General features: G+C 37.8%; 27 protein-coding genes. 16 read left to right on the forward strand and 11 right to left on the reverse strand.

From position 1 onward, the window contains the following. Positions 1-6: 6 nt before the first annotated feature. Together ABS766_RS05300 and xrtF are read right to left on the reverse strand one after the other, a co-directional pair. On the reverse strand, positions 7-447 hold the full coding sequence (locus ABS766_RS05300) for an exosortase F system-associated membrane protein (RefSeq protein ID WP_408084081.1): 441 nt from the start codon (positions 445-447) through the stop codon (positions 7-9). Next, the gene (gene xrtF / locus ABS766_RS05305) at positions 425-976 is read right to left on the reverse strand and encodes an exosortase family protein XrtF (RefSeq protein ID WP_408084082.1); all 552 of its coding nucleotides are present in this window, start codon (positions 974-976) and stop codon (positions 425-427) included. Before xrtF ends, ABS766_RS05300 begins: the two co-directional genes overlap by 23 nt. 74 nt (positions 977-1,050) lie before the next feature. Between xrtF and ABS766_RS05310 the strand changes: the two genes are divergently transcribed. The 9 genes from ABS766_RS05310 (at position 1,051) to rpe (ending at position 10,078) form a co-directional block, all read left to right on the forward strand. After that, the gene (locus tag ABS766_RS05310) at positions 1,051-1,506 is read left to right on the forward strand and encodes a GAF domain-containing protein (RefSeq protein WP_408084083.1); all 456 of its coding nucleotides are present in this window, start codon (positions 1,051-1,053) and stop codon (positions 1,504-1,506) included. Between the two features lie 198 nt (positions 1,507-1,704). Continuing rightward, complete coding sequence (gene rpsO / locus ABS766_RS05315; protein WP_408084084.1) at positions 1,705-1,974, forward strand: 30S ribosomal protein S15; 270 nt, start codon at positions 1,705-1,707, stop codon at positions 1,972-1,974. Positions 1,975-2,100: 126 nt separating this feature from the next. Further along, the gene (locus ABS766_RS05320; RefSeq protein WP_408084085.1) at positions 2,101-4,407 is read left to right on the forward strand and encodes a polyribonucleotide nucleotidyltransferase; all 2,307 of its coding nucleotides are present in this window, start codon (positions 2,101-2,103) and stop codon (positions 4,405-4,407) included. A 65-nt stretch (positions 4,408-4,472) separates the two neighbouring features. Continuing rightward, complete coding sequence (locus ABS766_RS05325; protein ID WP_408084086.1) at positions 4,473-4,835, forward strand: TlpA family protein disulfide reductase; 363 nt, start codon at positions 4,473-4,475, stop codon at positions 4,833-4,835. 128 nt (positions 4,836-4,963) lie between these two features. Beyond that, the gene (locus ABS766_RS05330) at positions 4,964-5,842 is read left to right on the forward strand and encodes a hypothetical protein (protein WP_408084087.1); all 879 of its coding nucleotides are present in this window, start codon (positions 4,964-4,966) and stop codon (positions 5,840-5,842) included. 39 nt (positions 5,843-5,881) lie between these two features. Then, entirely contained in the window at positions 5,882-6,433 is a 552-nt protein-coding gene (locus ABS766_RS05335) for an RNA polymerase sigma factor (RefSeq protein WP_408084088.1), read from the forward strand. Continuing rightward, positions 6,423-8,117, forward strand: coding sequence for a hypothetical protein (locus tag ABS766_RS05340; RefSeq protein WP_408084089.1), 1,695 nt, complete (start codon positions 6,423-6,425; stop codon positions 8,115-8,117). The genes ABS766_RS05335 and ABS766_RS05340 overlap by 11 nt, the downstream gene beginning before the upstream one ends. A 104-nt stretch (positions 8,118-8,221) precedes the next feature. Next, a complete protein-coding gene (locus tag ABS766_RS05345; protein WP_020212501.1) occupies positions 8,222-9,085 on the forward strand; it encodes a sigma-70 family RNA polymerase sigma factor in 864 nt (287 codons plus the stop codon). 330 nt (positions 9,086-9,415) lie between these two features. Further along, the gene (rpe, locus tag ABS766_RS05350) at positions 9,416-10,078 is read left to right on the forward strand and encodes a ribulose-phosphate 3-epimerase (protein WP_408084090.1); all 663 of its coding nucleotides are present in this window, start codon (positions 9,416-9,418) and stop codon (positions 10,076-10,078) included. An 89-nt stretch (positions 10,079-10,167) separates the two neighbouring features. Here the strand turns inward: rpe and ABS766_RS05355 are convergent, their stop codons facing one another. Next, positions 10,168-10,350 carry a hypothetical protein gene (locus ABS766_RS05355; RefSeq protein WP_408084091.1) on the reverse strand — a complete coding sequence of 61 codons (183 nt, stop codon included), beginning with the start codon at positions 10,348-10,350 and terminating at the stop codon, positions 10,168-10,170. A gap of 86 nt (positions 10,351-10,436) precedes the next feature. Beyond that, entirely contained in the window at positions 10,437-11,240 is an 804-nt protein-coding gene (locus ABS766_RS05360) for a helix-turn-helix domain-containing protein (RefSeq protein ID WP_408084092.1), read from the reverse strand. A gap of 170 nt (positions 11,241-11,410) precedes the next feature. Here ABS766_RS05360 and ABS766_RS05365 point away from each other — a divergent pair, with 170 nt between their 5' ends. Next, complete coding sequence (locus ABS766_RS05365) at positions 11,411-13,654, forward strand: TonB-dependent receptor (RefSeq protein ID WP_408084093.1); 2,244 nt, start codon at positions 11,411-11,413, stop codon at positions 13,652-13,654. Positions 13,655-13,659: 5 nt separating this feature from the next. On the opposite strand, the gene ABS766_RS05370 is transcribed toward ABS766_RS05365, so the two are convergent. Then, on the reverse strand, positions 13,660-14,622 hold the full coding sequence (locus ABS766_RS05370; RefSeq protein WP_408084094.1) for a GlxA family transcriptional regulator: 963 nt from the start codon (positions 14,620-14,622) through the stop codon (positions 13,660-13,662). Between the two features lie 190 nt (positions 14,623-14,812). Here ABS766_RS05370 and ABS766_RS05375 point away from each other — a divergent pair, with 190 nt between their 5' ends. Genes ABS766_RS05375 through ABS766_RS05395 form a run of 5 tightly spaced genes read left to right on the forward strand, consistent with a single transcriptional unit; the run spans position 14,813 to position 17,272 of the window. Beyond that, the gene (locus ABS766_RS05375; protein WP_408084095.1) at positions 14,813-15,262 is read left to right on the forward strand and encodes an SRPBCC family protein; all 450 of its coding nucleotides are present in this window, start codon (positions 14,813-14,815) and stop codon (positions 15,260-15,262) included. Next, positions 15,259-15,825 (forward strand): dihydrofolate reductase family protein, encoded by a 567-nt coding sequence (locus ABS766_RS05380; RefSeq protein WP_408084096.1) that lies wholly within the window; start codon positions 15,259-15,261, stop codon positions 15,823-15,825. The genes ABS766_RS05375 and ABS766_RS05380 overlap by 4 nt, the downstream gene beginning before the upstream one ends. 27 nt (positions 15,826-15,852) lie before the next feature. Further along, a complete protein-coding gene (locus tag ABS766_RS05385) occupies positions 15,853-16,308 on the forward strand; it encodes a VOC family protein (RefSeq protein WP_408084097.1) in 456 nt (151 codons plus the stop codon). A 44-nt stretch (positions 16,309-16,352) separates the two neighbouring features. Further along, a complete protein-coding gene (locus ABS766_RS05390) occupies positions 16,353-16,730 on the forward strand; it encodes a VOC family protein (protein WP_408084098.1) in 378 nt (125 codons plus the stop codon). Positions 16,731-16,750: 20 nt separating this feature from the next. Continuing rightward, positions 16,751-17,272 carry a DinB family protein gene (locus ABS766_RS05395; RefSeq protein ID WP_408084099.1) on the forward strand — a complete coding sequence of 174 codons (522 nt, stop codon included), beginning with the start codon at positions 16,751-16,753 and terminating at the stop codon, positions 17,270-17,272. On the opposite strand, the gene ABS766_RS05400 is transcribed toward ABS766_RS05395, so the two are convergent. Together ABS766_RS05400 and ABS766_RS05405 are read right to left on the reverse strand one after the other, a co-directional pair. Continuing rightward, positions 17,257-18,084 carry a zinc-dependent peptidase gene (locus ABS766_RS05400; protein ID WP_408084100.1) on the reverse strand — a complete coding sequence of 276 codons (828 nt, stop codon included), beginning with the start codon at positions 18,082-18,084 and terminating at the stop codon, positions 17,257-17,259. The two genes, ABS766_RS05395 and ABS766_RS05400, sit on opposite strands and share 16 nt — an antisense overlap. A 38-nt stretch (positions 18,085-18,122) precedes the next feature. Continuing rightward, positions 18,123-20,594 (reverse strand): DUF5686 and carboxypeptidase regulatory-like domain-containing protein, encoded by a 2,472-nt coding sequence (locus tag ABS766_RS05405; protein ID WP_408084101.1) that lies wholly within the window; start codon positions 20,592-20,594, stop codon positions 18,123-18,125. A gap of 207 nt (positions 20,595-20,801) precedes the next feature. Here ABS766_RS05405 and ABS766_RS05410 point away from each other — a divergent pair, with 207 nt between their 5' ends. Next, on the forward strand, positions 20,802-21,080 hold the full coding sequence (locus ABS766_RS05410; protein ID WP_408084102.1) for a hypothetical protein: 279 nt from the start codon (positions 20,802-20,804) through the stop codon (positions 21,078-21,080). A 2-nt stretch (positions 21,081-21,082) separates the two neighbouring features. Here ABS766_RS05410 and ABS766_RS05415 read toward each other — a convergent pair whose 3' ends face one another. The 4 genes from ABS766_RS05415 to ABS766_RS05430 all read right to left on the reverse strand — a co-directional run bounded on the left by ABS766_RS05415 (position 21,083) and on the right by ABS766_RS05430 (position 25,232). Then, the gene (locus ABS766_RS05415; protein ID WP_408084103.1) at positions 21,083-23,560 is read right to left on the reverse strand and encodes a DUF5686 family protein; all 2,478 of its coding nucleotides are present in this window, start codon (positions 23,558-23,560) and stop codon (positions 21,083-21,085) included. Further along, the gene (gene aroQ / locus ABS766_RS05420; protein ID WP_408084104.1) at positions 23,557-23,982 is read right to left on the reverse strand and encodes a type II 3-dehydroquinate dehydratase; all 426 of its coding nucleotides are present in this window, start codon (positions 23,980-23,982) and stop codon (positions 23,557-23,559) included. Before aroQ ends, ABS766_RS05415 begins: the two co-directional genes overlap by 4 nt. A 142-nt stretch (positions 23,983-24,124) precedes the next feature. Next, complete coding sequence (locus ABS766_RS05425; protein ID WP_408084105.1) at positions 24,125-24,661, reverse strand: porin family protein; 537 nt, start codon at positions 24,659-24,661, stop codon at positions 24,125-24,127. A gap of 43 nt (positions 24,662-24,704) precedes the next feature. Continuing rightward, positions 24,705-25,232 carry a porin family protein gene (locus ABS766_RS05430; protein WP_408084106.1) on the reverse strand — a complete coding sequence of 176 codons (528 nt, stop codon included), beginning with the start codon at positions 25,230-25,232 and terminating at the stop codon, positions 24,705-24,707. Positions 25,233-25,428 lie beyond the last annotated feature (196 nt).

Consider the following 25,428-nt stretch of genomic DNA (forward strand, 5'->3'; position numbering starts at 1 on the left):
ACTTTTTTAAGGTTTAATATACCTCTGGTAATAGAATGCCGGAACAAACAATAGTAACAAAAGTGGTTGTATTAAAAACCTACGCACATAAAACACTAAAAGTAAATCGGGATAAGGGGTGCTTGTAATTATAAAGAAGGCCACACATAAAAGTACAAACAAAACGATGTACAGTATTGCCGACAATTTAAACACCTGATAATTTTTAAATATTATCCATATAATAATGAGAGAAAAAACAGTATTAAGAAGATAACGGAATGCAAGGCCGTAAAATAGCCTCATTTTATCAAATGGCGGCAATACTTTACCTCTGCCCAATTTAAAGAAAGCAATTAAGGGATCATAAAAAAGCTGTTCCTGAAAAATGCGTATACACACCAGCCCGGCCAGCATGATTACTATAACTATTATGTCTATTACACTAAGCCTTAGTTTTTTTAACATTACCCGAAAATTTTATTACCCATATTACCCACAGTACAAAAACAACCCCATATATAAATAAAGGAAAAACAACATCATGTAGTATTTCTCCATACTCCGGATAGTAAAACAAACCAAAATTTAATAGTGCGATACGTGTTACATTTAAAATATGGATAACAACAGCACCGAATACAATATACAATGCTGTTTTTTTTAAAGTTGATGAAAAAGCTACCACAAAAGCGGCAAATAATATCATTACATTAACTGCATTACAGCCCTCTACTACCCGGGCAACAGAACGGCCATTAACAAAAAAGCGGTATGAAGGCTCTGTATAAAGGCGTTGTATAGAGGCATTTTCACCAAAAAAAATCATAATATCGCGAGACTGCTCTGCCACCAGGCGGGTCATGCCATCTGGTTCAAAAAGCGCTGCATCAAACTGCATAAGGTAAAGCCTGTATAATAGAGAAAGTAATAGATAACTACCGGCAAATTTGAGGAGAAATAAAAAGAAAGGCTTATTAGCCCGAAACATATCCATCAGTTGTTTTTTAACAAAAATATATAAATCCTATCAGGTATTATAAATACTTTTGTGTTAAAATATTTATTAGAATGACCTACGAAGAATTAGAAATAAAAGTTACCGATATACTGCAGCACGAAAACACCATACGTGATGAAAAATTAATGCAGGTTTGCCATCTTCTTAAAGACAATATGGCACAATATGACTGGGTAGGTTTTTACTTTAAAAACGAAGATAAAGAAGAACTTGTACTTGGGCCGTATGCCGGCGACCCAACTGATCATACGGTCATACCTTTTGGCCGTGGTATTTGCGGTCAGGTAGCAGTATCCGGCAAAAATTTTGTTGTGCCCGATGTTGCGGAACAGGATAATTATATAGCCTGCAGTATTAATGTACGGTCAGAAATTGTAGTACCTATTTTTGTTAATGGCGAAAATATAGGACAGATTGATATAGATAGTAATATGAAGGATGCCTTTAGCGACCTTGATGAGCGCTTTCTGGAATTTGTGAATAAAGAAGTAGCAAAGCTCTTTTAAAAATAAGTTTCAAAGAGGCAAAGTTTCAAAGTTAAAATAAAAGTAGAACTATAATTCCTTTTTAATCTTGTAACCTCCTAAAGATTAAAAACTTTACTTCTTTGAAACTTTGCCACTTGCAGAAACAGAAAATTTGTTTACCTTTGCCGCCAAATCGGGATACACCCGTTGCATAAAAATTATTTAAACAATATTGGCATGTACTTGACAAAAGAAGTAAAAGCGGAAATTTTCGCAAAACATGGCGGAAACGAAGTAAACACAGGTTCGGCTGAAGGGCAGATAGCGCTTTTCACCTACAGGATTAACCACCTGACTGAGCACCTTAAAAAAAATCGTCATGATTTTAATACAGAGCGCTCACTTGTTAAACTGGTAGGTAAAAGAAGGAGCCTTCTTGACTACCTTAAGAAAAAAGAGATTAACAGGTATCGTGAGATTATTAAAGAATTAAACATCAGGAAATAATCAGATTAAGAGGCGCCCGCGCGCCTCTTTTTGTTTCTTATATTTTGTAGAAAAAGTTTTGGTTTTTCATTGGGTACTACAACAACAACACAACAAACCCATTGTTTAATCAAAGAATAAAAACGTATGATTCCAAACGTAATTAAGGAAACTATTGATTTGGGTGACGGCCGTACCATTACCGTAGAAACCGGTAAACTGGCAAAGCAGGCAGACGGATCTGTAGTTGTGCGCATGGGCGACGCCATGTTGCTTGCTACCGTGGTTTCAGCAAGGACAGCTGCCCCCGGTATAGATTTTTTACCCCTTACGGTAGATTACCGTGAAAAATTTGCTGCCGCTGGCCGCTTTCCCGGAGGCTTTTTTAAGCGCGAGGCAAGGCCAAGCGATAGCGAAGTGTTAACTATGCGCCTTGTAGACAGGGTGCTTCGTCCATTGTTCCCGGATGATTATCATGCTGAAACGCAGGTAATGATTCAGTTAATGAGCCACGATGAAGAGGTTATGCCCGATGCACTTGCCGGTTTTGCTGCCAGTGCTGCCATTGCAGTATCAGACCTACCCTTCCCTACCCTTATTTCAGAAGTACGCGTAGGCCGTATAAATGGCGAGTTTATTATAAACCCAAGCAAAAGCCAGCTTGCAGAAAGTGATATTGATATGATGATAGGCGCAAGCCTTGACTCTGTGGCTATGGTTGAGGGTGAAATGAAAGAAATATCTGAAGCTGAAATGGTTGAGGCTATAAAATTTGCCCACGAAGCCATTAAAGACCAGATTGCCGTTCAGGAAAAACTTAAGGCTGCCGTTGGCAAAACAGTAAGGGAATATGAAGGTGAGCCTAACGATGACGAATTAAAGGCTAAAATTTTTGAACTGAGCTATGACAAGTATTTTGACATAGCAAAAGAAAGCTCTGCAAAGCATGAACGTTCAGAAAAATTTGCAGAAGTAAAAGAGGAAGTTCAGGCGGCCTTTGAAGAAGATGAACTTTTAGAAAAAGGCGAGCTAATAAGCAAATACCTTAAAAAAGCACAAAAAGAGGCGGTACGTAATGTAATATTAGACCTTGGTTTACGCCTTGACGGACGTAAAACTAATGAAATACGCCCAATTTGGTGTGAGGTAGATTATTTACCCTCTACGCATGGGTCAGGTTTATTTACAAGGGGTGAAACCCAGGCGCTTGCCACTGTTACCTTAGGTACATCTCGCGAGGCTAACGTTATAGACCTGCCAACAGAGCAGGGCGAAGAACGCTTTTACCTTCACTATAACTTTCCTCCGTTCTCAACCGGTGAGGCAAGACCTTTAAGAGGAACATCAAGGCGCGAAGTAGGCCACGGTAACCTGGCACAACGTGCACTTAAAAATATGATTCCGGCCGAAACGCCATACACCGTACGTATAGTATCAGAAGTTCTTGAATCTAACGGTTCATCTTCTATGGCTACCGTATGTGCCGGTACACTTGCGCTTATGGATGCCGGTATACAAATGACAAAGCCTGTATCGGGTATTGCCATGGGGCTTATATCTGATGATGCCACAGGCCGTTGGGCAGTACTAAGTGATATACTTGGTGATGAAGACCACCTGGGTGATATGGACTTTAAAGTGACAGGTACTGCAGACGGTATTACCGCCTGCCAGATGGATATAAAAATTGAAGGACTTAACTATGAGATAATGGAAAAAGCCTTATCTCAGGCTAAAGATGGCCGCCTTCACATACTAGGTAAACTTACCGAAGTAATAGCCGAACCAAGGGCTGAAGTGAAACGCCATACACCTAAAATTATTAAAACTACCATACCTGAAGCCTTTATTGGTGCGCTTATCGGCCCTGGCGGAAAGGTTATACAGGAACTTCAAAAAACTACAGGAACAACCATTGTTATCAATGAAATTGACGGCGTAGGCGAAGTAGAAATTTTAGGTACTAGCCCAGAAGGTATTCAGGCTGTACTTGATAAAATTGACTCAATTACCTTTAAACCACAGGTAGGCGAAAGTTATGAGGTTAAGGTAATAAAGCTACTTGATTTTGGTGCTGTGGTAGAATATACTCAGGCTCCGGGTAACGAAGTGTTATTACACGTAAGTGAACTTGACTGGGCACGTACCGAAAATGTAACTGATGTGGTAAATATGGGTGATGTATTTAATGTAAAATATATTGGTATAGACCCTAAAACACGTAAGGAAAAAGTATCGCGCAAAGCGCTGATGCCAAAACCTGAAGGTTACAAAGAACGCCCTCCACGCGAAGACCGTGGCCCTAGGGACTTTAATCGTGACAACCGTGGTGGTGGAAGAGATAACCGCGGCGGAAGGGATGACCGTAACTCACGTGACCGTGGCCCAAGGGAAGACCGCAGAAATGACACCCCGAGGGATGGTCAGGATAACGGCCAATCTAAAGATTCTTAAACAGCATTTTTAAGCTTAGTTATATTAGTAAACCTGCCATATTCTGGCAGGTTTTTGTTTTTAGAATGGTAGATATTATCCTAAATGTATGGGCTACCTGGTGCGGGCCATGCAAGGAAGAATTTAAACAAAAGGAGGAGCTATATAGTTTGCTTGCCAAACAGGGTGTTACACCCATTTACATATCTATTGATAAAAATATGCGGGATGAAAGCTGGAAGAAAATGATTAATTATTATGGCTTAAAATCATACCATGCCCGGACAAATGAAATTTCAGAAAATGATTTAAGAAAGTTATTTAACAATAATGGGAACATTCTTATTCCGTGGCATATACTTGTTAATGAAAATGGCACTATCGTAAACAAGTATGCCCTAAGTATAGATAAACCTAACGATTTAAAACAAAAGTTGGAAAAACTTTAATTACTGAGTTATACCCCTATTTCATAGTAAGAGCAGGAAATATCAATCAATGCTTAATTTTTTTATTTTTTTACGCAACCTTTCTATTCATGACAGGACTATAGAGTATAAACATTAAAAAAATTGCTATGAAAAAGAAAGTTTTTATGTTAGGCATTACTGCTTTACTTTTTACAGCATGCACTGATAACGACAATCAACCAATTGATGATGAAAATGCTATGATGCTTGATAAGGTTGTACAATATTCACCTTCAAAAGCTGAATATGATTCAGGTATTTCAAACGGGTTTTCTCTAAAACTTGTCAAATATTATCAGGATAACAGAATTGTAGCAGATACACTTTTTAAAATGAGCGGAAGCATGTATAGAAGGTGTGAATATATGTACACATCTAACACATATATAAAGAAAGAATATGATGACAACAATAATCTGATGACGCAACAAGTAGCTACTTTAGATGGACAGGGGCGAATAATATCAATTGTTAACAACTCCTTTTCTATATGGACCGGATCAGGATATACCTTGTCCTCAGAAAATGAGATAGAGTTTACTTATAACAGCAACACTATAACGAGATCCTTAATACCACAGGGCAATGAAACACCAATGGCTCCATTAATTTATGATTTGAATAGTTTCGGCATCATTTCCGAATACACAAATTCCGGGTCTATGCCGACAATAGATGGCGACAAACTTGTTAGCGGTAATTTTAACGGTATCACCACTACTTTTAGTTACTACCCTAACCCCATGCCCGAAAATTTAGCAAAAAACACAGTTGAGCTAAATAACAGGATACTTATGGAAGGATTATATATACTTTCAACCGAAGGAAATTACTACCTTCAGAACGCTGGTCTGGTAAATTATGATAAACAGTTCAATACCTATAGCTATATCATTTATGACAAAGCTGAGACCATTGATGCAGCATCATACGGTGCTAATTTCTATGATGAAGCTGCTTACGAAGCTTTTTACTACTATAATTAGTATGAGTATTAAATTATAAATCTATTTCGGGCAATATAATTGACACCAGATAAAATTATAAAAGGGTGCATTAAGAATAATGCAAAGGCTCAGGAAGAATTGTACCGGCAATATAAAGACGTACTTTTTGTCCTGTGCCTTAAGTATTGCAGAAATGAAGCTGAGGCTCAGGATAATCTTCATAATGCTTTCATAGAAATTTTTACCCGTATTAAAACATATAGCGGAAAAGGCTCTTTTGAAGGATGGATGAAAAGAATTGTAATTAATAAAGCTATAGACAGCTTTAGAAAAAACATACTGCTTGTACCTGTAAAAGATAACTTACCGGAAGATACAGATGTAACCGAAACCGAAATGAATGTATCGGCAGATTATATACTGTCGCTCATACAACAACTGCCAGACCAATATCGTATTGTATTCAGCCTTTATGAGCTGGACTCTTATTCCCATAAAGAAATAGCACAAATGCTGTCTATTTCAGAAGGAACTTCTAAATCCAACCTACATAGGGCCAAAACCATACTAAAAGAAAAAATTACTAAGGGCCAGGGCTATAATAATTATAATGTAAGCAATGGAAAATAAAAAAGATATAGGCGCGGCATTTAAGCAAAAGCTGGACGGTTTAAAAAAATCGCCGCCTGATGCTGTATGGAATGCCATTAATGCTGAATTAAAAGAGAAAAGGAATAAAAATTTTGTGCTGTGGCGTAAAATATCACTGGTTGCCCTCGCTATTATCCTGCTTATTATAATAGGCGTGCCCTATGTTTCGGAAGAAAATAACCCTATTGCCAAACCTAATCAAAACAATACTATAAATAACACCAATTACCCATCTGTAAACATCAAAGAGAATACTGACAAAAAACCTGAAAATAAGCCTGCAATTACTAATGATAACACAAGCCCTAATAAAAAAGGTGATGCTGCAAACAGCAACGCTGAAACAATAAACAATACTGCTGGTAATAAAGCTATCGATAATAAAAATAAGGCCGGGGCAGTAACCTATACCCAAACAGAAAAAGATAATGCCGCAAACCGTAAAGGCAATGGTAAAATAAAAAACAGTAACAGGGCAGAAACAACATCCTTACAATATAATACACCACAAGCTACAGGGCGTGCATCAACTACACGTGCCAATAGAACAGAAAGTAATAACAGTGCTGCCGGATCTGCTGGTTCTGGCGCTAATAAACCAATTAACAGCCCTACAGGTAATAGTAATGCAAAGCAAGAAGTTGTTGTTATACGTGATGCACAAATCCAAAATAAAAGTGCAACAGCATATAATTTCCCTACACCTCAACAATATGCAGGTCAAAACAAAACATCTGCAAATGATAATACTTCTGTAACCGGCTATTCAGATACCATAACACCTGCCAATATAATTTTACCCTATAATAATACTGTACAGGACCTCATTTATATTATAAAACAAGACAGCATTGCAACAGAAGCAAAACTTATTGCTGAGGCACTTTTATTACAGGAGGATGCAAATGAAAAAAAATCAGATAAAGAAATATCCGGCTATAAAAAATTTTATGTCTTTGCAAATATTTCCCCTACAAAATACTACATCCCAAAAAACAATTCGCTTATAGATGCTTCACTTGATACTAATAGTACAGCTATTAAAACAAATTATGCCTATGGTGTAACGTTAGGCTACAACTTTAATAATACATGGGGCATACGCACAGGTATAAGCATAATAAATATTGACCAGACTACGCATGATGTACAATTACAAAATACTTATATCATACATGAGCCTACAGATGATTACCCTGATGGCCAGATAGAAATAATACCTCCTGCCGAATACACCGGCATTAATTATGCCTCCGGGCAATCTAATGCATCATTAGCCGAAATGACACAAAATGCACTTGTATTTAATTTAATACAAAATACAGGGTTTATAGCAATACCTTTAGAGGTAACTTATAATTTACATAACAAACGATTTGGCATAAATGCTTTTATGGGAATCAATACCCTTTTATTAACTGAAAACAGTGTCATTGTTAAATCAAACGCTCTTTCAGGCAACGTAACGCTGGGCAGTTTAAAAGATGTGAATAAGATAAGTTTTAGCAGCAGTGGAGGTATTTCTGTATATTATAAAGTCACCCCGGCCCTTCAGTTAAATGTTGAACCGGTAGCAAAATATTATTTTAACACATTTGCCGGAGTAAAACCTTATTCATTTGGTATACAATGTGGTTTGCAATATAATTTTGACTTTAAATAACTGTTATATGTTAAAGTTTAAAAAAACATTACCTGTATGTAACTTTTTCGGGCCTGGTTACGTATAACTACCTGAACATTTAAATTAAACTCAGGAATTTTTACATGAGACAGTTAAAAATTACCAAGCAGGTAACCAACAGGGAAACTGCTTCACTTGACAAGTACCTCCAGGAAATAGGAAAAGTAGATTTGATTACAGCAGATGAGGAGGTAGAACTGGCACAACGCATTAAAGCTGGTGACCAGAGGGCTCTTGAAAAACTGACAAAGGCAAACCTACGTTTTGTGGTATCGGTAGCAAAACAATACCAAAACCAAGGGCTTACCCTGCCCGACCTTATTAATGAGGGTAACCTTGGCCTTATAAAAGCCGCACAGCGTTTTGACGAAACCCGTGGTTTTAAATTTATATCGTATGCCGTATGGTGGATTCGCCAGAGTATACTACAGGCACTTGCAGAGCAATCGCGTATTGTGCGCCTTCCTTTAAACAAGATTGGTTCTATCAACAAAATCAATAAAATGTATGCTCTTTTAGAGCAAAGCAATGAGCGTGCACCAAGTGCCGAAGAAATTGCCAAAGAGCTTGATATGACCGTGAATGATGTAAAGGAGAGCATGAAAAACAGCGGACGCCACCTTAGTATGGATGCGCCCCTTGTTGAAGGTGAAGACTCTAACCTTTATGATGTATTACGCTCAGGAGAATCTCCAAACCCGGACAGGGAACTTATACATGAGTCTTTACGCACCGAAATTGAGCGTGCACTTGAAACATTAACCCCGCGTGAGGCTGATGTGGTAAGGCTTTACTTTGGTTTAGGAGACCAGCACCCGATGACACTTGAGGAAATTGGTGAAACTTTTGACCTTACCCGTGAGCGTGTACGCCAGATTAAGGAAAAAGCCATCAGGAGGCTTAAGCATACTTCGCGCAGTAAGATTCTTAAAACTTACTTAGGATAACTAAAAAGCAATCATAAAAAGACCACCAAAATTTCATGTTTTGATAAAAATTTGTATTTTGGCGGTCTAAATTTGTACTTAGGCTAAAAAATATATAAAAGCACTAACAGTTCAATAACTGTTCGTTTTTTGATTGATGATTGAAACTCCGGCTGATTACCGGAGTTTTTTATTTAACTAACTCAAACTAAAAAACGGCAAATAATACTGTATAGTATATTTTTTTGTAAGAAAATTATCAAGTAGACTATATATTATTTGCCGGTTAGGGAGCTAAATCTAAAATTAAAAAAGTCCTATCTTTGCGCCATAAAAACACAACAACGATAAATGAGAGATATACTTATTGCCCCGTCAGTACTATCGGCTGATTTTGGCAACCTGCAACGTGATATTGAGATGATTAATAACAGTGAGGCCGATTGGTTTCATGTAGATATTATGGATGGTGTTTTTGTACCCAATATATCCTTTGGTATGCCGGTACTTGAAGCTATTAGCCGACATGCCAAAAAAACTATAGATGTGCATTTAATGATTGTTAACCCAGACCCGTATATTAAAACTTTTGCAGCACTGGGCGCTAATAACCTGAGTGTACATTATGAGGCCTGCACGCATTTGCACCGCACCCTACAGGCAATAAAAGCAGAAGGTATGAAGGCAGGTGTCGCCATTAACCCACACACTAATGTTAACCTGCTGGAAGATGTAATCAAAGATATTGACCTTGTGTGTGTAATGAGTGTAAACCCGGGGTTTGGCGGGCAGTCTTTTATTGAGAATACGTATGATAAAATTCGTAAACTGAAAGAACTCATCATAAAAAATAATGCCCCTACCCTTATCGAAATAGATGGCGGTGTAAATGATAAAAATGCAGCAGCACTTGTAGCCGCAGGGGCAGATGTACTGGTAGCCGGTAACTTTGTGTTTAAAGCACCAAACCCGCCACAAGCTATTTCGGGCCTTAAACTGGCTGCATCAAAATAATAATAATACAGGTCCCCTCTCTCTAGCAGAGGGGTTTACTTATTTATAGAAATAGTTCTAAAATACGTTCTGCTACTAAAATAAAAATCTTAAACATTGTTATTTTGTTTTTTGGTTGTTAAACTATAAGCAATTGCTAATCCTATTGTTGCTCCTAAAATCATTGATGAAAAAATATTACTTTTAAAAAAGTATTTCACTGCCACTGCTATTGAAATACAAATAGCATAAGAGAAAAAAATCACGAGTAATAATCTCACAGTACGTTTCATATCTATAGTTTTATTAGTTGTGTATAGCAAATATAGTGTGTGATTTTACCCTAAAATTGTAAAATTGGGACATACCCCCTAAACACTCATTCTTCAAAGTGCCAGTAAAGGGCTTCCTGTCCACCAAGATGTGTAAGGTGGTGTAGCAACGTTTTAGGCGATTGCCGGGTAACCGATTTAAAATGTTTTATAAAGTGCGCCTGGTCATAATATAAATTATACAATGCAACATCAGTAAGAGAAGCATCATCATGCTGTTGTGAATAATTTAAGGCATTGCGAAACATCACCATTTTTTTATACTCTTCTACCGAAGCACAAAAATGTTTTTTAAATAACCGTAATAACGTTTTTCGGTTTATTCCTGTCTTTTCGCTCAACTCTTCCACCTTAACGGTACCATTACTGTTTAATACCTGCATTAGTGCCGCTTTGGCAATGGGTTCCTCAAAACCGTTATATATACTTTCAAAAAAAACATCGAGCATTTCTCCCTTCTTTTCAGCATCCTGCTCGGCATATACCTGCCCTAATACTTTATGAAGCATATTGCCAAAATGGTCAAAATAATCAAAAGGAGGGTTAAAGGTGTACGTGCCTAAAGGCTTTTTCAAAAAATGGTTTATACCCGCCGGGTTAAATACAATGCCTATTTTATTAAATGGGCCGGATAAATCAACTTTAGCGCTATGGTGTGTGTTAACCGAATATAAAACAGTAAGGCTTTCTTTTTGTGACGTGCTTACTTTTGAACTGGCCTCAAATAGCTCTACATCAGAATTTTTATAAACGGTAAGTGCATGGTTATAATTAGGGTAAAAAGTAAAAATACGATGAAAATGTTCACTATCACTCCAATGAAAATAATAGTACGCAATGTGTTTTGCCACAATTGCTTTTTTAGGTTTTAACGTAATTAAAAATTCATTTTCCATAGTATGCATGCCAAAACCCTAAAATAATAATTTTTGACACATAACTTTAATTAAATTTAATCTAAAATAATTTTTAGATTAAGCTAAATTTATAATTTTGTATGACAAATTTTAAATTTAAGATAATGAAAATCCTGTTACTGCTTACTCTTTTATTTTATAACTGTTTTGCTCAGAAAAGTGTACTAACCGGAAAAATATCAGATAAATCGGGCGGTATACCGGGCGTAACTGTCATTATAGATGAAACAGGTGTTTCAGCAGTTTCAGATGATTCCGGAACATATAACATAAATAATATCGCCCACGGCAACTACACTATAACCTTTAGTATGGTTGGTTACAGTAAGCAACAAAAAAAAATCAAACTATTATCCGGCGAAACACAGGTTTTAAATATTACACTGTCTGAAGAAACGGCAGCACTTGAAGAAGTTGTAATTACAGGCACCATGAGAGAAGTGCGCCGGGCTGATAGCCCCATACCAGTAGAAATTATAACTCCAAAGCTGTTTCGTAAAAACCCAACAGCAAGCCTATTCGAATCGGTAGGTATGATAAACGGCGTGCAGCCACAGCTAAACTGTAATGTTTGCAATACGGGCGATATACATATAAACGGTATGGAAGGCCCATATACACTTATACTAATTGACGGTATGCCTATTGTAAGTTCGCTTTCTACTGTATACGGGCTTAACGGAATACCCAATAGTATTGTAGAACGTATTGAAGTTGTAAAAGGTCCCGCCTCATCGCTATACGGCTCAGAAGCTATGGGTGGAACTATAAATGTAATTACTAAAAACCCGCTAAAAGCGCCTGTGGTAAGCGCCGATTATTTTATGACCAGCTGGGGAGAGCATAATATGGATGCTGCTGTTAAATCCTCAACCGGAAAGGCTACTTCAATATTGGGTGTTAATTACTATAACTACGCCATACCTACAGACAAAAACCATGATAATTTTACCGACCTTACCCTGCAAAACCGTATATCAATATTTAACAAATTGCAGTTTGAGCGTAAAGAAAACAGGGCTTTTAGCCTTGCAGCCCGTGCTGTTTATGAAGACCGCTGGGGTGGCGAAATGCAATGGAGCAAGCAATGGCGGGGTAGCGATAGTATTTATGGTGAGAGCATCTACACAAAACGTATTGAATTTATAGGATTGTACCAACTGCCTTTTACAGAAAAAATATATACCCAATTTTCATATAACTGGCACGACCAGAATTCCTGGTACGGGGACACGCCTTATATGGCAAACCAGCAAGTAGGTTTTTTGCAGGCGTACTGGGACACAAACTTTGGAGAAAAACATACTTTTTTACTGGGAGCTGCAATGCGCTTTACAAAATATGATGATAATACCCCCGCTACAGCCAACTCAGATAACACTAAGAACAGACCGCAGAATACACCTTTACCCGGCCTGTTTATTCAGGATGAATGGGCAATTAATGATAAGAACAAGCTCTTGGGAGGCTATCGTTTTGACTATGATAAAAACCACGGTGGTATACACTCACCCCGCATTGCATACAAATTTTCGCCCACAAACATGCATACGTTCCGTACCAGTTTTGGTACCGGCTTCAGGGTAGTAAACCTGTTTACCGAAGACCATGCCGCCCTAACAGGGGCACGTGATGTTGTAATTACCGAAGCGTTGAAGCCTGAACGCTCTTTTAACAGCAACCTTAACTATGTATTTAACTGGCCCGCTAGTGCTTTTATACTTAATGTGGATGTTACAGGGTTCTACTCTTATTTCACTAATAAAATTGTAGGCGATTTTGATACTGACCCCACAAAAATTATTTATGATAACCTGAATGGACATGCTATATCGCAAGGCGTTTCTACCAATGTGGAACTTATGTTTAATTTTCCGCTAAAAGTAACGGCAGGCATATCTTATATGGATGTTTTTCAGGCAGAAGAAAATAGCATGGGTGCAGAAGTGAAGAAACAACAGTTACATGCGCCTAAATGGTCTGGCAACTATATTATGACTTATACGTTTAATGACAAATATAGTGTTGATATTACCGGAAATTGGTATGGCCCTATGCGCCTCCCTATTCTGCCAAATGATTATCGCCCGGAATATTCTCCCTGGTATAACATATCCAACATACAACTTACTAAGAAATTTACTTATGGGCTGGAATTATATGGTGGTGTAAAAAATGTTTTTGATTTTGTACCCCAATATGCACTTATGCGCCCTTTTGACCCTTTTAATAAATATGTTAATGACCCTGTTGCCAATCCTTACGGTTATACGCTTGATACCAGCTACAACTATGCTTCACTACAGGGAAGGCGTATGTTTTTAGGAGTGCGCTATAACTTTTTTTAAGGGTTTTATACCAACTGTCCGCTAAACTTGCGGCGGTAGTTAGTGGGTGTCATTCCCACTGTTTTTTTAAACAGCGTCCTAAAAGTTTTCAGGTCGTTATAGCCTGTTTCCAGCATTATCTCATACACGCTACAGGTAGACTGTTCTAATAGTTGCTTTGCAGCCTCTATTCGGGTGCGTTGCAGGTATTCTATAGGGGTTATGCCGGTAACCTGTTTAAAACGGCGTACCAGGTTGCGACGGCTCGTTGGTACATCGGTAATCAGTTCTTCAATAGTAGCGGCTCTGCTATAATTTTTATGTATCTCTTCCTGTGCCTTTTTAACCAAATCGTCTCCATGATTATCTGTCGGCGTAAAAGAGCCAAAATAATTTTGACGGTTTCGGTCTAAATCAATAGAAAACATTTTGGCAGCTTTAATAGCAGTTTCCTTACTTCCATAAATTTCAAGCAACAGCATCAATAAATGAAATGTATTGGTTGCCCCGCCACTGGTATAAATACCATCCTGACCGGTTACTACAGCTTCTGCCTGTAGCTGTACTTTAGGAAAAAGTTTGGCAAAAACACCTTCGGCATTTACATGGGTAGTTGCAGGGCGGTTGTCTAACAAGCCCGATGCGGCAAGTAAAAAAGCGCCGGTGCAAAAACTGGCAATAGCTGCCCCCCCGGCGTGCTGCTGTTGCAACCAGGGCAGCCACCCATAGTTATCCTTCAGTACAGTAGCTATATCATTATTGGCAAAGGCAGGTATAAGTAATAAATTATAATGCATAGTACCGGGCTGCACGGGTGTATAACCGGGATATTGGTGCGTATCATACCCAGACAAATACAACAGGTTAATTTTAAACGGAGGCATTTTACCTGCTTCAGAATAAAAATTATTAGCAGATTCAAAAACATCCAACAGGGCAGCCATACTCAGCAGCCTGTGCCCTTTAGTTGCTAGTATACCTATATACATAACGGATTGGTTAGAAAACAAATATAGAAAAACTTTGTCCTGAATACCCCCTAAAATTGACTTTTTATCACATTATCCCATCCATAAATAACATATACATTTGTTATATATCAAAAATTCCAATTACAACTCGACACTAAAACCCTGACCTTTTACTTTTATACCTCAATTAAACCTAAAAGAATTACAAATGACACCAACCAAAACAATTAAGACTGAAATAAAGATTAATGCCCCAAGAGAACGCGTTTGGGAAGTATTGATTAAAGATGAATATACACAGCAATGGTATACCGAATTTTGCGAGGGCAGCAAGGCAGAAACCACCTGGGAGGAGGGATCTGCTGCGATATTTACCGATAGCAATGGTAATGGCATGGTTACTACTATAGCTGTAAACCGCCCCACTGAAGAACTTATAATACAATATGAAGGCCTTATGATAAATGGTAAACCGGATTATGACAGCCCACAGGCAAAAGAGGTAAAAAAAGGCTATGAAAGCTATTTGCTTGATGAAAAAAACGGTATTACCACATTGCGCACCGCAGCCGCCATGAGCGAAGAATTTTTTGAAATGACAGGCGATGCATGGGAAAGGGCTAAGGATAAAATTAAACAATTGGCAGAACAAAAATGAGAAAAATAATTGCACTATTGCATGTAAGCCTTGACGGTTTTGCAACAAACGCAAACGGTGAAATGAACTGGATTAAATTTGATGAAGAATTGTTTGACTTTGTAGGTAAACTGACTGATAATGCCGATACGGCATTATATGGCCGTATTACTTATGAAATGATGGATGCCTACTGGCCCGGAGCTGCAGATAAGCCTAACGCTACGAAGCACGATATTGAACATTCTGAATGGTACAATAATGTAAATAAAGTAATAGTGTCCGGCAGTATGAAAGGAACCGAAAAAAACAAAACAACTTTTATAGGAGATAATGTTACCGAAGCTATAAAAGAACTGAAACAACAGGAAGGAGGCAACATATTGCTGTTGGGCAGCCCCTCTGTACTTAGGCTTTTAACAAAGCATAATATAATTGATGAGTACCTGCTTTTTGTGAATCCTGTATTATTAGGAAATGGTATTGCTGCCTACCCTGAAAACATTGAAATGACAACACTTGAACCTGTTGCCCCCACAACTTTTAACTGTGGGGTAACATTGTTACAATTCACCAAAAAATAACATAAACAAACAATTAATATAATTATTATGACAGCTCTTAATCCGTACTTAAATTTTAATGGCAACTGTGAAGAAGCCTTTACCTTTTACAAGAAAATTTTTAAATCAGAATTTGCCAACTTCATGCGCTTTAGTGATGTGCCTGCCGGTACACCTATGGATGGATGTGTTGAAGGCGAACCGGGTAATGATGATGCTAACCTTATTATGCATGTAGCCCTGCCTATTGGCAATAATGTACTAATGGGCAGCGATGTACCGGGCCATATGCCTGCTGCCATTACAGGCAATAATATAACACTGAGCCTGAGCCCTGAAAGTAAAGAAGAGGCTGACCGCCTGTTTGCTGAACTATCTGAAGGAGGAAAAGTAATAATGCCTATGGACACCATGTTTTGGGGTGATTACTTTGGCATGGTTGCCGATAAATTCGGAATAAACTGGATGATAAACTTTAGTACACAGCACCAACCTCAGCAATAACCTACAGGCGGCAATAAATTGCCGCCTGTATTAAACTATGTATTATGTTAGGTAAGTCAAAAGCATTTAGTACTTTTTCGGTGCCTGATACTGAAAAAGCAAAAGATTTTTACGCAAATACCCTCGGTATTAAAGTAAAGGAGGGTATGATGGGTATTTTGGAACTGGACATAAACGGCAGTACACCTGTAATGGTATATCCCAAGCCCAATCATCAGCCTGCTGTTTTTACCGTGCTCAACTTCCCGGTACCTGATATAGAAAAAACTGTAGCTGATTTAAAAGAAAAAGGTATCTCTTTTGAGAGTTATAAGCTTGAAGATTTTAAAACAGACAGCGATAACATAATGCGTAATGGCGACCATAAAATTGCCTGGTTTAAAGACCCATTTGGCAATATACTTTCTGTTGTAAAAGAATAAATCCAACAAAACAATTTATTATGTATAACAAAACAATCAATGCGCTTGATAAAGTGATGATGGATACCATTGCCCTGATTAAAGGCAGTAACGAAAAGCTAATTAATACTATACCATTTGAAGGAAGCTGGACGGCAGCACAGGTTGCCAGGCACCTGATAAAGGCAGCAACAGATATGCCTGCATTATTTATAAAATATGCCCCGGAAACTGACAGGCAACCAGACGAAAATGTTGCCGAAATAAAAAGTATATTACTGGATTTTGACCGTAAAATGGTATCGCCGGATGGTATAGTACCTGAAGAAAAGTATTATACAATAGAGGAATTAATTACTGATACCGATAAAATAAGGCAGGAAAACCTTGAAGCACTTAAAACAGCACAGCTTAATCAGGTGCCTACATTACAGGATTGGAATCCGTTAAATGGATATACAAAACTGGAATTACTACATTTTGTGTTATACCATACACAAAGGCACAACAGGCAAATTAATAAAATAATAGAAAAAGTGCACCAGGGTCAGCCTTCTTTGTAATTAATCATACGTTTTACCATTTCATATAATTCAGGCAGTTTTTGGCGGAACGCATTAGGGGTTTCAAAAAAATACTCAAAAATCACCGCCATAAATTCATGGTGGTTGGTATAGGCATATTCCCTGAAATAGTGTGCGTTTACTATACGCTCCCTGTTTTGGGGCACAGAGGCATACTGTATAATTCTGGTAAACATCTCATTATAAATTGTGCCCGATGTTCCGCCACGGTTGCTTAATGAAGAAATGTGTAAAATATGCGCAAACTCATGAAGGCCCAGGTTAAGATTACTGGTATCAAAATCTATCCCCCGCTGAAAATGTTCCCACGAAAATACAACGGCTTTTACCCGGGGGTTAAACTCCCCCTGGTGGTAATCGCCGTTTTGTGATTCAAATACAGAGGGATATATAATTATCACCTCAAATACATCTGGCAGGTAATTGCGCATACCAAAAGTAAGCATAATGGCTGTGCCGGCTATTTTTACTTTCATTTCTTCGGTAACATGCAATCCGTCGCGTCCTGCAAAACGGTATTTTTTTATAAACCGGGCCACACGGTGCCTGAAATACTTTTTACGCCTTGCCGACAACCTTCTGTAAAACCTGAATTGCTTTTGCAGGAGGGCATCGGCACCCGGGGGCAGTTCATTGTTCCATACATACAGGTGTACGTATAGCGGCTTGTTAAATATGGCAATGTAAACTGACTCAATAAAATTCCTTACCGAATAAAACACAAAATACAGAAACAATGCTAATGTGGCTAATCCCACAATAATGATGACGATAACAAGAAGATTTTCCATATACAAACGCCACTTACGGCACAGTGCCTAAAAGCATATTACTCAAAAATATTAAGGAATTTTAAGCCGAAAACAATACCATCCGTCTGAAAACCTCCCTGATAAGCCCTTACATAATCAATCCTTAAAAGGCGGAAAGCGCCTATACCAATATTATCAAAGCCTGCCGTAAATTCATGATAAGGTTTATAATCGGGTGTAGCTATATTGTGGTAACCAATAACCAGATTCCATTGCAACGCATCAAGCAATGGAATTTTATTCATTATAAAGCCCTTAAAATTATGTTCAAAGTGGGCTTCAAAATACTGGTCGTTAGTACTATGGCTATAATACGGCAACAGGTTAAAACGGTTTAAATACGTTTCTTCGGTACCCACATGGGTCTGGTTACCGTTAAAATGTTTGTAATCTATAAAAGATATATTTTCGGCGTTAAAAAATTTGCCTGCCTTAAGGTTCATACCAAAATCTCCTTTATTGCCAATAGTTTCATTATACGTAGTACGTATGGCTATAAAATCATAATCATATCCCGATACGGTTGATGAAAATGCCTTTTGGTACATAAATGCTATACCTGGGTAATTAACATCGGTAACTGGAATTTTACCGTCTGGCCGGCTTATATATTTTTGCCCGAAACGAATGTTTCCGGCTATAGTAGCCCGCATTAGTTCATGCTTCTGAAACGGTGCAGAAACAGGGTTGTCTGGTTCTAATGGATTATTAGAGGTATAATCATGGTCGTTTTTTATAAGCACATAATCGGTATTGTTAAATAATGGGCGCCTCCGCAGGTATTCTACTGTGCCACTCATGTTAAGGCCATTAAAAATCCAACGGTTATGAGAAATACGCGCAAAACCCAGGTCATACAACTTCATATAATTATCCTTAAAAAACAGGGTACTTAACGAGTTTATTAAAGGCGATATAGGTTCTGCTGCATTAAACTGCTCTATGCTATTACCCCCTTTTACATAAAACGTACCTGACTTGCCCAAATTTAAAGTTGCACCCCCGTTTACCCTTAGGCGGTCTTCGGCAAAACCATAATTAAAATTACTAAACATAGAGAAATGCCGCATTTTCTTTTTATTGTTATGGCTGAATGATAACTTAGTATCTAAGTTCCAACCCTGAACGGTGTTAAATTTTGGTATTTGCATTACCCCGTCATAATTAAAAAACGTGGTACGGGGTGCATTGCGGTAACTATAGCCCATAACCACGTCATAAATATGGAAACGGTTCAGTTCACGTAATATAGAATCTTTATACTGCGGCGATTTGCGTATTTCGAGTATGCTGTCTTTTTTCTTATAATCTCCCAATTCTTCTACGCTCAACGGCACAGGCCTTATGGAGTCCCAATAGGTAGAGTCTTTTTTATTGGCATTATCGTCAAAAGAAACAATCTCTTTACTGAATGTTTTTTTATCAAACTCTTTATGAAATACATAATTGTTGTATACATGCGTAACCTTACCGGAAAAACCAATGCCCAGCATCCCCGCATTAAAATCAAAACTCTGGGAATTTTTTGCCCATAAACCATTTTGTGAATTATAGCTAAAGTTTTGCTGCAGGTTAAGGTTGCCAAGTATGGGTTGCCGTATACGGTAGCCTTTTATGTCCAGGTCTATGGCATATAAGGCCCAGCTATCGTTCACAATATAAATATAACCTTCAAAAACGGGTTCTTTATCGCGGCGGGGTATTACCTTAATTTTGTTTATTTCATGGTTGGTATCATCAAAAAAACTGCCTTCAAATTTAAAGCGGTAATAGCCAAAGGCATTATTAGCCAAAGGCGATATCATATTAATATCAAACTCTATATAATTATTATAAAAATTATAAAATGTACCCTCTGCCGTATTATAGCTAAAGCCGCTATCGTTACCACTTATTTTACTGGCTACAATACGCTCTTTTAGTTTATCAGGCTGCTCAAAAGTGATATGCGACACTGTTTCTGAAAGGTAAATGATACCGCTGCCCGTTGAGTCAAGTACATCTTCGCCGGTTTCAACCTTCATGCCCATAATTTTTTCCGGCACATTTTTCACCCTGAAAATTCCTTTACTATAAAAATCGGCTTCAAATTTTCCTGCCTTTTCAGAGTTCTCTTTTTTATGTGCAATGGCCTGCCTCATTATGGCATAAGCGGGGTCTTCCTCATTGCTTATTACAAGTTCTTTTAACTCGTAGGTTTCATCTTCCAGGGTTACATCAAGCGTATAAGGAAATGTCTCTACAGTTACGGGTACACGCTTGGTTTTATAGCCTATAGAGCGGAAGAGTAAGGTGTATTTACCTGTTTTTTTAAGTATAAGTTCATAATCGCCCTGATCATTAGCTGTAGTGCCGGTATAGGTGTTTTCAACCGTAACACTTACAAACGGAATGGTTTGCCCATCTGAAGAGGTTACTTTACCACGCACCTGACTATATGCTGTAACAGAAATAATACATAAAATGAGAGTGAGAAATTTATTGGCCATGTAGATTTGTTAGGTTAATGTTTACAATATAAGACGAAATAATATTAGTTGAGGTTGCCTGCAAAAAATAATTACACTTTTAACGTAACGAATATTACGTGAATTTCTTACAAAAAACATATTTGACTGTAGTTTTAGCCAACAGAATGCAAAAATTTATGTGGCATAATTTTTTAAAGTAACTTTGGGTTTTAATTAATGCCCCTGATGAAAAAGCTTAAAGAAGAAACACTACGCAAAGATACTACAGTTGCTAAAGTGCAATTTGATAAAGAATGGTTTTATTCTGTGAAAGATGTAGCCGATTACCTTGGTGAAGACCTTACCGGGGTAGAATATATACAACTGCCTGTTGTAATTGACGGCATTACCTACACCATGAAATGTGCCGCCTGGGATGATATTTTGCGTGTAGTGCAAAAGGAGCCGCTGGAAGATTTCAGGACAAGTGTTTTATTTAACCGTAACGCAAAGGGGAAAAAATAAGGCTATTCTAAAAAATCTATAAATGTAAGGCCAAACAGCACCCCACTATTGGCATTGCCCCCCTCATAAGACCAGATATAATCAAACCTTAAAAAACGGGCTTTGCCCCACCCCAGGTTATCCAAGCCAAGTGTATATTCCATATAGGGTTTATGCTCCGGCACTGCCAGAAAATGATAGCCCGTTACCAGGTAATAGTTCAGTTTATTTAGTACAGGAATGCTGTTTAGTAAATAGCCTTTAAAATTATGTTCAAGGTGTGCTTCAAAATATTGGTCATTAGTGCTGTGGGTATAATAGGGCAAAAAGTTGAACACATTAAGGTAGCGCTCGCTTTTGCCTACATGGGTCTGGTTACCATTAAAGTGTCGGTAATCCGTAAAAGCAATGTTGTCTGAATCAAAAAATTTCCCGGCCCTGAAATTAGTGCCCAGTTCACCCTTATCACCTAATACCAGGTCATAACTAACGGCCGCTGAAAGATGGTTAAAATTATAATCTGAAATACTGGAACCGAACCCTTTTTCAAAATTTATATTGATAAGCGGCAGCTTTTTGGTAACAATAATTTCGCGCCTCGATGGGGTTGTTATATATTTCTGTCCAAAAGTAATGGCAAAACCTGCCGAAGCTATATACATAGAATGTTTTAAAAAAGCCGGTGTTTCATAATCATAAGGCAATAATGGGTTGTTAGACGTATAAGGTTTATAAATATCTTTAAGAGTAGAAAAATCAGTATTATTATGTAAGGCATGCCTACGTGTATAAGCAGCCGAACCTACAAAATGAATGCCATTAAGCACTTCTTCTTCATATGCTAACTTTAGAAAGGTGTTATCATACAACTTCATGTAATTTTCCCTGAAGAAGAGGCTGCTGATACTATTTACTACCTTATTTATGGGTTTTTCTCTATTGTACTGCTCTATACTGCTACCCCCGCTAAGAGATATGGTACGGTTGGTAAAGCTGTTGAACTTGCGGGTTATAAAGCCTGTAGCCCTAAAGCGCTGTTCGGCAAATCCATAATTAAGATCAGTACCAAATGAGGTGTAGTTGCTGGTGCCGGACTGCCGCTTGGTAAAGTAAAAACCGGGGCCGAGCCAGTAAGCCTGTACCGTATTAAATGCCAGCCTCCGGGCAATACCTGTATAGGTGACATCCCAGTTTTTGTAACTGTTATGGTAGGTATAACCTAATGCCACAGCATGCCATTTAAATTTATTACGGATGGCATCAATACTATCTTTATAGGCTTTTGTACCACTTAACTCTTCAAAACGGGCTTTCCTTTTATAATCATCAAGCTGTTCTGTAGTAAGGGGCAGTGCGCGTATCCCCTCCCAGTATGCATCATCTTTTTGGTTGGCATCTTTTTCAAAAGATATTATCTCGCTGCCAAATTCCTTCGGCCCAAATTCAGGATTAAATTTGTAATCTGTATAAAGATAGGTATACATACCAGTAAGCCCCATGCCCAAAATACCCGCCTCAAAATTGAGTATCTGGGCGCTTTTTACCCAAATATTATCATTACTGTTATAAGCAAAGATTTGCTGAATGTTTATAGTATTTATATACGGTTCTTTAATACGGCTCCCTTTAACGGAAAGCGATAACGAATACAATTCATACGTACCTTCTACAATATATATATCGCCTTCTACAACCGGCTGGCTGTCTACTTTAGGCACAACCTTTATTTTATGCACCTGCTTATAGCCCTGTATGTAAAATGTATTTTCCAGCTCATAATCATAATAGCTTAGAGCATTATCCGCCAGGGGCGATACCACATTTACTTTAAAAGGCAAATAGTTACTATAAAAATTAAAATGAGCATCTGTTGCCATATTAAAACTATATCCTGTATTATCGCCACTTACACGGCTTGCCGTAATATGCTCATACATATCATCAGGACTGTTGAGTTTTAGTTCTGACAAGGTTTCTGAAAGGTAAATAATACCGCTGCCTGTTGAATCTAAATAGGGTTTAAGGTTGCCTATTTGCTTTTCTAATACTTCTTTTGGGACATCTTTTAGACGATATTCTCCTAAAGAATAAAAGCCCGCTGTATATTTCGCCGATTTCTCTGCATTGCTCTTTCTGGCAGCAATAGCGTTTTTCATTATATCCAGAGCAGCTTCCTTATTTTGTGAGGTGTTTGTTTCGGCCTGATTTTGGTAATCTTCACGTTGCAATACTATATTTTGTGTTACTGCATTGCCTGTAACCTGAACATTCTTAGTGGATGGCTTATAGCCTATGGCACTATATAGTATAGTGTACTGCCCGTCATCCAGGTTAAATGTATAGTTACCATCGGGGTTTGTTAATGCTGATTTATATGTGTTTTGGGCGCTTATAAGTGCAAATGGTATAGCCTCTCCGTTCTCATTGGTTATTTTCCCTGTTACCTGGGCATTACAGATGAGGTAAACAAAAAACACAAATAACGTCCATAGTTTTTTCATTCGGTGTGTAGTATAAATGATTGTAAGGCTAATTCATAACTTTTTAAGCCAAAGCCTATTATTACACCAGCCGCTGCTGGTGAAAGGTATGACTGGTGCCTGAAACTCTCTCTTGAAAATGTATTAGATATATGTACCTCTATAACAGGGGTTGTGACAGCCTTTACAGCATCTGCAATACCTACAGAAGTATGTGTATAAGCTCCTGCATTTAGTATAATACCGGTATAGCTAAACCCTGCCTCCTGAATTTTACTGATAATTTCGCCCTCGATATTACTTTGAAAATATGAAAATTTTATGTCGCTATACTTTTGGCGCAGTTGTGCCAGGTAATCTTCAAATGTACGCCCGCCATATACTTCAGGCTCCCTCCTGCCCAACAGGTTTAAGTTTGGCCCGTTAATAATAAAAATATCCATTAAATTACTCTTTATAAGGTAAAAGTAAGTAATACTATACCTGTTAGGATCTTGTTTAATAAAAAAATTAACATTAATACATAAAAAAACACCGGTATAGCATAATGTATAACCGGTATTTTAAAATATATTTAATTAAGGCTTAAAAATAATATCCTACAGAAAGCTGTATAACATTGTTTTTAACATCGCCTTCATCAGAAATATTACTTAGGCCTGCCACATAACGCGCCTGTGCAAAAAGGCCGCCTATTATTTTTAATTCAACACCACCAACAGCAGCCATATCAAAACTTTTGGTATCCCAAGCACTATCTGCTTCATTTACAAGAAAAGAGAATTGCGGCCCGGCCATAATACTAAGCGTTTCGGGTAACACATAATATTTTGCCATTACAGGTACAGATATATAATCGAGGTTAAAATCATCGGCAGCATCAAAAGCATTATCATACTTACCACCCTGAGAAGAGAAAAGCCCTTCGGCCTGTAACGAAAATGAAGGTACAAAATTTAACTCTAAAGCAGCACCTGCATGAAAACTAGTACGGTTATCACTGTCAAAATCGCCAGACAGTTTAGAAAAGTTAGCACCTGCTTTAATACCAAAGCTTATGCCTTGTGCTTTAACAGCCAGGCTGCCTGCAAGAATAAAAACAGCAATCAGAAATTTTTTCATAATAAAAAAGTTTAGGTTATATATTAATTGAGTAATGTATGTATTAGAACATGAAACCGACTGAAACCTGCACCACCCTGTTTTTAAGATCGGCATTGCCTGATATGGACCGGGCGCCTGAATAATAACGTGCCTGTGCAAAAAAACTGTTGCTTAAAAAAAACTCAAGCCCGCCGGATATGCCATAATCAAATGTTTTGCTCTGGTAGTTTTTAAACCCTTCTGACTCCCCCAGTAAAATACCTGCCTGTGGACCTGCCTGCAGATTTAGTTCATCAGTAACATATACCTTTATCATTACAGGAAGGTTTATATAATTTAGTTTCACTTCGTCATTATCTTTGGTTTTTGCCCCTTGCACCGAATAAATAAGCTCTGGCTGAACAGACATAAATTTGAGTACATCTACTTCATATAAGGCGCCTACATGAAAATTGGTAAGCACATTAAGGCTGCCTGAATCATTACCTCCCAAGCTGGCAAAGTTTGGCCCCACCTTAAAACCAAAAGCCTGTCCCTGCATGCTAAAAACACCTAATAGTACGGCAAGCAGAATCAAAATTTTCTTCATTGCAATATGTGTTTATGTTATTGGTTGAAACAAAAATACATAAAATTGGTGCGAAGGGTAAGTGTATTTAACCAAACATTAAGTGTAAAAATGTAAGGTTTTACTTTTATTTAACAAATAATACTCCAGCTATATAAATACCAATAAGAAAATAAGGATAAGTTCTTAATTTTATTAAAACATGATAATCAACGCT

The organism is Flavobacterium rhizosphaerae (assembly GCF_046000445.1).
GTDB lineage: Bacteria > Bacteroidota > Bacteroidia > Flavobacteriales > Flavobacteriaceae > Flavobacterium > Flavobacterium rhizosphaerae.

Excerpts from the sequence above, each read along its gene's own strand:
- ABS766_RS05430 (WP_408084106.1), bottom strand. The coding sequence starts at position 25,232 with ATGAAGAAAATTTTGATTCTGCTTGCCGTACTATTAGGTGTTTTTAGC.
- ABS766_RS05310 (WP_408084083.1), top strand. The coding sequence starts at position 1,051 with ATGACCTACGAAGAATTAGAAATAAAAGTTACCGATATACTGCAGCAC.
- ABS766_RS05345 (WP_020212501.1), top strand. The coding sequence starts at position 8,222 with ATGAGACAGTTAAAAATTACCAAGCAGGTAACCAACAGGGAAACTGCT.
- ABS766_RS05375 (WP_408084095.1), top strand. The coding sequence starts at position 14,813 with ATGACACCAACCAAAACAATTAAGACTGAAATAAAGATTAATGCCCCA.
- ABS766_RS05425 (WP_408084105.1), bottom strand. The coding sequence starts at position 24,661 with ATGAAAAAATTTCTGATTGCTGTTTTTATTCTTGCAGGCAGCCTGGCT.
- ABS766_RS05410 (WP_408084102.1), top strand. The coding sequence starts at position 20,802 with ATGAAAAAGCTTAAAGAAGAAACACTACGCAAAGATACTACAGTTGCT.
- xrtF (WP_408084082.1), bottom strand. The coding sequence starts at position 976 with ATGGATATGTTTCGGGCTAATAAGCCTTTCTTTTTATTTCTCCTCAAA.
- ABS766_RS05405 (WP_408084101.1), bottom strand. The coding sequence starts at position 20,594 with ATGGCCAATAAATTTCTCACTCTCATTTTATGTATTATTTCTGTTACA.
- ABS766_RS05325 (WP_408084086.1), top strand. The coding sequence starts at position 4,473 with ATGGTAGATATTATCCTAAATGTATGGGCTACCTGGTGCGGGCCATGC.
- ABS766_RS05380 (WP_408084096.1), top strand. The coding sequence starts at position 15,259 with ATGAGAAAAATAATTGCACTATTGCATGTAAGCCTTGACGGTTTTGCA.
- ABS766_RS05390 (WP_408084098.1), top strand. The coding sequence starts at position 16,353 with ATGTTAGGTAAGTCAAAAGCATTTAGTACTTTTTCGGTGCCTGATACT.
- ABS766_RS05330 (WP_408084087.1), top strand. The coding sequence starts at position 4,964 with ATGAAAAAGAAAGTTTTTATGTTAGGCATTACTGCTTTACTTTTTACA.
- ABS766_RS05300 (WP_408084081.1), bottom strand. The coding sequence starts at position 447 with ATGTTAAAAAAACTAAGGCTTAGTGTAATAGACATAATAGTTATAGTA.
- ABS766_RS05415 (WP_408084103.1), bottom strand. The coding sequence starts at position 23,560 with ATGAAAAAACTATGGACGTTATTTGTGTTTTTTGTTTACCTCATCTGT.
- ABS766_RS05355 (WP_408084091.1), bottom strand. The coding sequence starts at position 10,350 with ATGAAACGTACTGTGAGATTATTACTCGTGATTTTTTTCTCTTATGCT.
- aroQ (WP_408084104.1), bottom strand. The coding sequence starts at position 23,982 with ATGGATATTTTTATTATTAACGGGCCAAACTTAAACCTGTTGGGCAGG.
- ABS766_RS05370 (WP_408084094.1), bottom strand. The coding sequence starts at position 14,622 with ATGTATATAGGTATACTAGCAACTAAAGGGCACAGGCTGCTGAGTATG.
- rpsO (WP_408084084.1), top strand. The coding sequence starts at position 1,705 with ATGTACTTGACAAAAGAAGTAAAAGCGGAAATTTTCGCAAAACATGGC.
- ABS766_RS05395 (WP_408084099.1), top strand. The coding sequence starts at position 16,751 with ATGTATAACAAAACAATCAATGCGCTTGATAAAGTGATGATGGATACC.
- ABS766_RS05320 (WP_408084085.1), top strand. The coding sequence starts at position 2,101 with ATGATTCCAAACGTAATTAAGGAAACTATTGATTTGGGTGACGGCCGT.
- ABS766_RS05340 (WP_408084089.1), top strand. The coding sequence starts at position 6,423 with ATGGAAAATAAAAAAGATATAGGCGCGGCATTTAAGCAAAAGCTGGAC.
- ABS766_RS05385 (WP_408084097.1), top strand. The coding sequence starts at position 15,853 with ATGACAGCTCTTAATCCGTACTTAAATTTTAATGGCAACTGTGAAGAA.
- ABS766_RS05365 (WP_408084093.1), top strand. The coding sequence starts at position 11,411 with ATGAAAATCCTGTTACTGCTTACTCTTTTATTTTATAACTGTTTTGCT.
- ABS766_RS05400 (WP_408084100.1), bottom strand. The coding sequence starts at position 18,084 with ATGGAAAATCTTCTTGTTATCGTCATCATTATTGTGGGATTAGCCACA.
- rpe (WP_408084090.1), top strand. The coding sequence starts at position 9,416 with ATGAGAGATATACTTATTGCCCCGTCAGTACTATCGGCTGATTTTGGC.